We start from the raw sequence: 6,876 nt of genomic DNA, 5'->3' as shown, positions 1-6,876 counted from the left end.
CCAGGCAATCATCCGCCAGCTCCCGCAACGGATCGTCCCCCAACGGACCAGCCTCCCGGCCGACACCGGCCACGGACGGACCACCGCCGTCAGCGCCGGCCCCGGCGACGGAATCCAGCGCCGCCGTCAACACCGCGACAGCCGCCAGGGCCGCCCTGCCATCGGCACTCCAGTCCGTGCTTTCCATACACCCAAACTAGCGCGCACCTCCGACATTTTTCACGAACCGGCCCCGGGCAGCGGGACGGGCGCCGGCAACTGCCGGCGACCCGGATGTGGATTGTCTTCGCGCCGGCGTTCACCTGATTCTTTACGGGTGGCTCGAGTCAGTCCCACCCTGAACTGTCGCAGCTTGCGGGGATTCTCTTCCAGGTCCGCATCGGTGAGAGTGCGATGGGGAGGGCGGAGGCGCCAGCGAGCAGGACCCAGATCCAGAGCACGGGCTGGACACCGCTCCATGTGGCCACGGCGCCCCCGGCAAGGCTGGCGACAGGCATGATTCCAAGGACAAAGAGTCTGTTGCTGGCCATGACTGTTCCGAGCCTGTCGGAGGGTGCGATGCGCGGGATGATGCCGGCACCCGCTACCGATATGACCACGACCAGGAAGGCCCACCCGAACGCGACGCCAAGCCATAGAGCGGGGAACCCTGGAAGGGCGGGGGCAAGGGGCGTCAGTGCTACGACCGGGACGCAGGCCACGCCGCTAAGAATCCTGGTCTTCCCGATGCCGAACCGTGTCAGGATGGCCGTCGCGGCCAACGAGGCCACGAGCCCGCCCATGGCGGCGAAGGTGCTGAGCAGCACGAAAACGGCGGGGCTAAGCCTTGATCCACCGATCCGCGGTTGGTCCTGACTGATTGTCGGGGGTGGCCGTGGTTTTGGTTGCGGGCATGGCGGGTTGTCGGCCTCGCTGCCGGTAGCGTTCCACTGTGTGTTTCTGGTCTGGCCGTTGTCCGGCGGTGAGCGGGGTTCTATGCCGCTTGCGGTGGGGCGTGGACGCTGGTGAAGAGCTCGTCCCAGTCGGTTTGCCAGGGCCACCTTTTGGGCAGGTGAAGAAGGATGCGTCGGGCGCTGGAGGCGATCCGGGCCGGGACGTGGATGAGTTTGCGGCGGATCGTGCCGGTCCTGGCGTTGCCGAAGCGGCCGCCGGCGAGGATCCCGGCGGCTCGGGTGAGGTTGTAGGCCATGACCGCGGCGACCAGCCAGGCCGAGTTCGCGGCGAAAACGCCGGAGGGCAGGTGCGCCAGCGCGCTGTCCTTTAGATCGGCATAACCAGGACATGAAGATAATCGATGATGGCGTGTTTCCGGTGGATCTTGTCAGCGGCGACGGTGTCCAGGACCGCTGCGTCCACGGTGGTGAAGAACGCGTGGTGCCGGTGGGTTTCAAAAAGGGTGAGTTGCCCGTCGCTGGCTTTCTTGTTGAGTTCGGGGATACGTCGCACGATCATGCGGCCGGCGATCTGCTCGGTTTTCTTGCGGGACGTGAACGCGGTGAACACGGTTTCTGCGACTTCGGCCCGCGAGACCCAGGTGTTGTTTTCCTCGTCGAAGACCGCATCGGTGTATTCGATGGTTTTCCACGCCGTTTCAGGGATCCCGGCGATGGCGCGTTTCACGGCCGGGTCCATGCGGACTGTCACCGAGACGGCCGCCCCGGCGGCCAGCGCCGCGGCCACCGAATCATGGCCATAGTAGCGTTTGGCGCCGCGGGCGGAATTCGCCGCCCCTTTGCGCAGCCGCTGGGCCAGGATTACCGGGGCACTGTCCTTGGTCGAGGCGGTGGCCAGCAGTGCGTTCAGTCCGCGGACCCCTGAGTATCCGTAGCCGGAGCCCTGCTTGGCGTATCCGTGGACCTCGATGATCGTGTCATCGACATCCACGAACACGAAGTCGCTGCCGGCGGGTGAACCCAGCATCGGTGTCCGGCCGGCCAGGTTTCCCAGGAAGCGGGACGCGACCGCGTCCAGTTGGCGGACATGCCCGAACGTGAAGGACCGCAGGAACGAACCAAGCGTCGAGGGCGCGTAACAGTCAGTGAAGAGCCGATTCATTCCCCCGTGACGCAACACGGACATGTCATCGATCGAGTCCGCGCCGGCGACCATCCCGGCCACCAGGGACGCGAGCTTCAGCCCGGCATTCGCGCCCTTGTCCGTCGGCACCGTCAGCCATTCATCGGCCAGTTCCTGCAGCCCGGCGTCCCGGGCCAACGTCATCACCGGCAACAGCCCGGCCGAGGACACAAGATTCGCCTCGTCGAAGGAAGCTGACACCGCGGCCGGCTTATGGAAAACTTGCATCTGCGAGATGCTCCTCTTCTTCAGCAAAAAGTGTTCTGCCGCAAGTCCAATTTTCGCTGAAAAGACGGGCATTTCGTGTTTAAAACGCCGGAGACGACCCAAGCCTCATCGGTGGATCAAGGCTAAGTGGACGCCAAGGGTGACCAGAGATGCCGACTTCGCTAGGCCAGTAGCTTCATTCCGAGCCACGGGGACCAATGGGTTTCAATCTGTACCATTTCCCGTTCTAAGGGAATACGTGTGCCTGACCAGTATCTGACGCTGACGTGCGACGCCTGCAGCGCGGCTGAGAATTTCGTGGTGCGCAACGGTCGGCAGGCGACGAACACTCACAGCTGCCAGGTCCAGGCCACCCGGCACCGGAGCCCCGGATGGTTCCTCGGCGGAATATTCGTCCCCTCTGCTGCCTGACGCGGGGAACACCAGGACATCTGCCCTCAACCCCTGCCAACCGTCCGGAACGCGGCAGCTGGCTACCAGCCCGTCAGGTGCCGCTTCGGACGTTCCTGCCGGTAAAGGTACCGGCCATCACCCTCCTGCAGCAGGCCCCGCAGGATCCGGGCGGCATAGCCGCGCCGCCGGGCGTGTGGCCATGCAGTACAGCCCGCCCCGGCCCCCTCCCCCGTTCGGCGGGACTGCAAGGCGTCCGACGGCGGCCGGCACGCCGTCGTCGTCCCGCACGAGGACGTACAGCGAGGGGCAGCGTTCCAGGATCCCGCGGGCGCCGGCGAGGGCGGTGTCGTCGCCGCGGCCGTCCACGCTCCACCACAGCTGCAGCCACTCCGCGGAGGGCCCGGCGGAAATTTCGACGCCGGAGTCAGCCGCCGGCGAATCAGTTCCACCTTCCCGGACCAGCACCAGGGTTTCGGACTGCCGGGTGACTCCTTCCGCGTCCAGTACCGCGTTGAGCGGCGCGTAGCGAGGGTCCTCGAAGACCTGGAAGATCAGCGGCAGCCGGCGGTTGCGGTACCAGAGGCGTGCCTGCCGGAGCGCGGCGGGCTGTGCGTGGGCGTCCACGCCGGGCTCCCGGGCCAGACCGAGTTGGCCCGCTGCGTCACACCCGAGGCGGCACGGAGGACCCAGCCGCCGGACTCTTCCCGTTCGGCGGCAGGCCATGCGGCGTCCATCAGCGCCTCAAGCCCGGTCATCGATTCGTGTTCCATTGGGGTCCCTTCCGTCCGGCACGCCGCCCTGTCCTTCCCGCGGGTACTTCCGGCACAGCAGCATCGACAGCAAAGGCTCCCCGGTTTCCCGGAGAGCCGTTGCCGCCAATCACGTCAGGCTACTTGGTGCCGTCAGCCTTCTTGGCTTCCGGCTTGAAGTCGACGCCGGCCTCCTTGCGCTGCTGCGCCGTGATGGGAGCGGGCGCCTGGGTCAGCGGATCGAAGCCGCCGCCGGACTTCGGGAACGCAATGACGTCGCGGATGGACTCGACGCCGGCCAGCAGCGCGACCACGCGGTCCCAGCCGAACGCAATGCCGCCGTGGGGAGGCGCACCGAACTTGAAGCCCTCGAGCAGGAAGCCGAACTTCGTCTGGGCATCGGCCTTGTCCAGGCCCATCAGCTCGAAGACCCGTTCCTGGACGTCGCTCTGGTGGATACGGATCGAGCCGCCGCCGATTTCGTTGCCGTTGCAGACAATGTCGTAGGCGTAGGACAGCGCGGACTCGGGATCCTTGTCGAAGCTGTCCATAAACTCGGGCCTGGGCGAGGTGAACGCGTGGTGCACGGCGGTCCACTGGCCGGCACCAACGGCGACGTCGCCGGACGCGACGGCGGCCGCGGCGGGTTCGAACATCGGTGCGTCCACCACCCAGCAGAAGGCCCAGTCGCTCGGGTTGATGAGTCCGGTGCGGTGGCCTATCTCCACGCGGGCGGCACCCAGCAGGGCGCGGGACGGCGTCTTCTCGCCGGCGGCGAAGAAGATGCAGTCACCCGGCTTGGCGCCGACGGCCCCGGCCAGGCCGGCGCGCTCGGCGTCCGTCAGGTTCTTGGCCACGGGGCCGGCGAGTTCGCCGTCTTCCTTGAACAGGACGTAGGCCAGGCCCTTGGCGCCGCGCTGCTTGGCCCATTCCTGCCAGGCGTCAAGGGCGCGGCGGGCCTGCGAGGCGCCGCCCGGCATCACGACGGCGCCGACGTAGGGTGCCTTGAAGACGCCGAAGTTGGTGTCCTTGAAGAACTCGGTAAGCTCGGTGAGTTCCAGCGCGACGCGCAGGTCCGGCTTGTCCGAACCGTAGCGGGCCATGGCGTCGTGGTAGGTGATGCGCTGGATCGGCGTCGGGATTTCGACGTCGATGAGCTTCCACAGTGCCTTGACGATGCTTTCGCCCAGCCGGATGATGTCGTCCTGCTCAACGAAGCTGGCTTCGATGTCGAGCTGGGTGAACTCCGGCTGGCGGTCCGCACGGAAGTCCTCATCGCGGTAGCAGCGGGCTATCTGGTAGTACTTCTCAAAGCCGCCGACCTGCAGGAGCTGCTTGAACAGCTGCGGTGACTGCGGCAGCGCGTACCAGGAACCCGGCGCCAGGCGTGCGGGGACCACGAAGTCGCGGGCGCCTTCCGGCGTCGAGCGCGTCAGCGTGGGGGTTTCGATCTCGACGTAGCCGTCCTGGTGGAGCAGTTCGCGGGCCACGCGGTTGGCCTCGGAGCGCAGGCGCATGTTGCGGGCGGGGCCGGGGCGGCGCAGGTCCAGGTAGCGGTGCTTGAGGCGGGCTTCCTCGCCGACCTCGACGTGCTCATCGATCTGGAACGGCAGCGGCTCCGAGGTGTTGAGGATGGTGACCGTCTCGGCCATGACCTCGATCTCGCCGGTGGCCAGCGCGGGGTTCTCGTTGCCCTCCGGGCGCCGGGAGACGGTGCCGGTAACCTGCAGCACGTACTCGTTGCGCAGCCCGTGGAAGACTTCCTCTTCACGGACGACCACCTGGGACACGCCCGAGGCGTCGCGCAGGTCAACGAAGGCGACACCACCGTGGTCACGACGCCGGCCGACCCAGCCGGCGAGGGTTACGGTTTGTCCAATGTGCTCGGAGCGAAGGGATCCGAGGTCATGTGTGCGCAGCACAGCACGCCTTTCTGAAGAAGACAGAGGGAAATCAGAACTCATGTTCAATAGGATCGCTACAGGAACGATCCCGTTCGAGTTTACCCGTTGGAAAGGCCCCTCCCGCCATGGCAAGCCGCCCCCAGAGCGAGCCGTCCCCTGACCAGCGCACACCGCGGCAGCTGCAGCGCCGCCTGGGCGTTCTCGATTCGACCGCGATCGGGCTTGGCTCCATGCTGGGCGCCGGCGTGTTTGTGGTGTTCGCACCGGCTGCCGCCCTGGCCGGTCCCCTGCTGGCCGTGGCAGTGGCCCTGGCCGGCGTGATCGCGTACTGCAACGCGGTGGCCTCGGCCCAGCTGGCCGCCATGTACCCCTCCAGCGGCGGCACCTATGTCTACGGGCGGAACCGGCTGGGCGAGTGGCCCGGCTTTATCGCGGGCTGGGGTTTCGTCACCGGCAAGACCGCGTCCTGCGCAGCGATGGCGTTGACGTTTGGCCACTATGCGGCACCGGAATTCGCGACGCCGCTGGCAGTGGCCGCCGTCGTGGTCCTGACCGGCGTGAACCTGCTCGGCATCACCCGGACCGCCCTGCTGACCCGGATCCTGCTCGGCGTGGTGCTCGCCACCCTGGCGTTCGTGGTGGCCGCGGCGATTCTGGGACCGCATGCTGCCGACGGTGGCGCCGGCGCCGCCGCCGGGGCGGGCGGCTGGGGCGTGCTGCCGGCGGCCGGGCTGATGTTCTTCGCCTTCGCCGGTTATGCCCGGATCGCGACGCTGGGAGAAGAGGTCAAGGACCCCACCCGCACCATTCCGCGGGCCATTCTCGCCGCGCTGGCCGTGGCCTTCGTCATCTACCTCGGGCTGGCGCTGCTGCTGCAGTGGCATCTGCCGGCTGAGCAGCTGGCCGGGTCGGCGGCGCCGCTGCTCGACGCCGTCACCAGCTCGCGGCTCAGCGCCGGTGCACCGTTCGTCCAGGCCGGCGCGGCCGCCGCGTGCCTCGGCGCGCTGCTGGCACTGGTCACGGGGGTGGGCCGGACCGCCATGGCGATGGCGCGGGAACGCGACCTGCCGTCCCCGCTCGCCCGAGTGGGCGGCGCGCACACAGTTCCGTTTGTGGCCGAACTGACCGTTGCCGCCGCCGTGATCGTGCTGCTGCTGACCACCAATGTGCTGACCGTGGTGGGCTTCTCCAGCTTCGGCGTGCTCGTCTATTACTCGGTGACGAATGCCGCCGCCTTCACCTTGTCCGCGCGTCCCTGGCATGCGCCGCGCTGGCTCAATGTCCTGGGCTTCCTCGGCTGCCTGCTCCTGGCCGTGACCCTGCCGCCAGCCTCTGTGCTGGGCATGGCGGCAGTGCTGGCCGTGGGGGTGGCGGGGCGCTTCCTTGTGCTGCGGCGGCGGCTCCGGAAAGCTGCCGCTTAGCCTTGATCCACCGATCCGCCTGGGCTGATGATCTGGATCTGACTTTTGGCGGTTTTGCGGGCTGAGTGCGTGGTGGGGTGCCGGGCCTCGCTGCCCTTGGGTGTT

The 6,876-nt window shown here is 67.6% G+C and carries 6 protein-coding genes and 1 pseudogene; 1 reads left to right on the top strand and 6 read right to left on the bottom strand.

The features are described from left to right. From ACZY0Y_RS19345 to aspS, 6 genes and pseudogenes are all read right to left on the bottom strand, one after another. Nucleotides 1–187: hypothetical protein (locus ACZY0Y_RS19345; RefSeq protein WP_463959867.1), on the bottom strand; the 187-nt coding region annotated here is incomplete at its 3' end. 139 nt (nt 188–326) lie between these two features. Then, nucleotides 327–806: an MFS transporter gene (locus ACZY0Y_RS19340; protein WP_463959866.1), complete on the bottom strand. Its 480-nt coding sequence runs from the start codon at nt 804–806 to the stop codon at nt 327–329. Between the two features lie 167 nt (nt 807–973). Further along, nucleotides 974–2,304 (bottom strand): annotated as a pseudogene (locus ACZY0Y_RS19335) (transposase). Between the two features lie 528 nt (nt 2,305–2,832). Beyond that, nucleotides 2,833–3,321, bottom strand: coding sequence for a hypothetical protein (locus ACZY0Y_RS19330; RefSeq protein WP_463959865.1), 489 nt, complete (start codon nt 3,319–3,321; stop codon nt 2,833–2,835). After that, nucleotides 3,249–3,431 carry a GNAT family N-acetyltransferase, cg3035/Rv0428c family gene (locus tag ACZY0Y_RS19325; RefSeq protein WP_463959868.1) on the bottom strand — a complete coding sequence of 61 codons (183 nt, stop codon included), beginning with the start codon at nt 3,429–3,431 and terminating at the stop codon, nt 3,249–3,251. Before ACZY0Y_RS19325 ends, ACZY0Y_RS19330 begins: the two co-directional genes overlap by 73 nt. A 155-nt stretch (nt 3,432–3,586) precedes the next feature. Beyond that, nucleotides 3,587–5,368: an aspartate--tRNA ligase gene (aspS, locus tag ACZY0Y_RS19320; protein WP_463959864.1), complete on the bottom strand. Its 1,782-nt coding sequence runs from the start codon at nt 5,366–5,368 to the stop codon at nt 3,587–3,589. Nucleotides 5,369–5,475: 107 nt separating this feature from the next. Between aspS and ACZY0Y_RS19315 the strand changes: the two genes are divergently transcribed. After that, the gene (locus ACZY0Y_RS19315; RefSeq protein ID WP_463886130.1) at nt 5,476–6,771 is read left to right on the top strand and encodes an APC family permease; all 1,296 of its coding nucleotides are present in this window, start codon (nt 5,476–5,478) and stop codon (nt 6,769–6,771) included. Nucleotides 6,772–6,876 lie beyond the last annotated feature (105 nt).

It is taken from the genome of Pseudarthrobacter kochi, from assembly GCF_055412805.1.
The sequence above is the reverse complement of the archived record's forward strand: the minus strand, read 5'-3'. Positions and strand labels throughout refer to the sequence as shown.

Coding starts and splice junctions, on each gene's coding strand:
- ACZY0Y_RS19315 (WP_463886130.1), top strand. CDS start 5,476: ATGGCAAGCCGCCCCCAGAGCGAGCCGTCCCCTGACCAGCGCACACCG.
- ACZY0Y_RS19325 (WP_463959868.1), bottom strand. CDS start 3,431: ATGGACGCCGCATGGCCTGCCGCCGAACGGGAAGAGTCCGGCGGCTGG.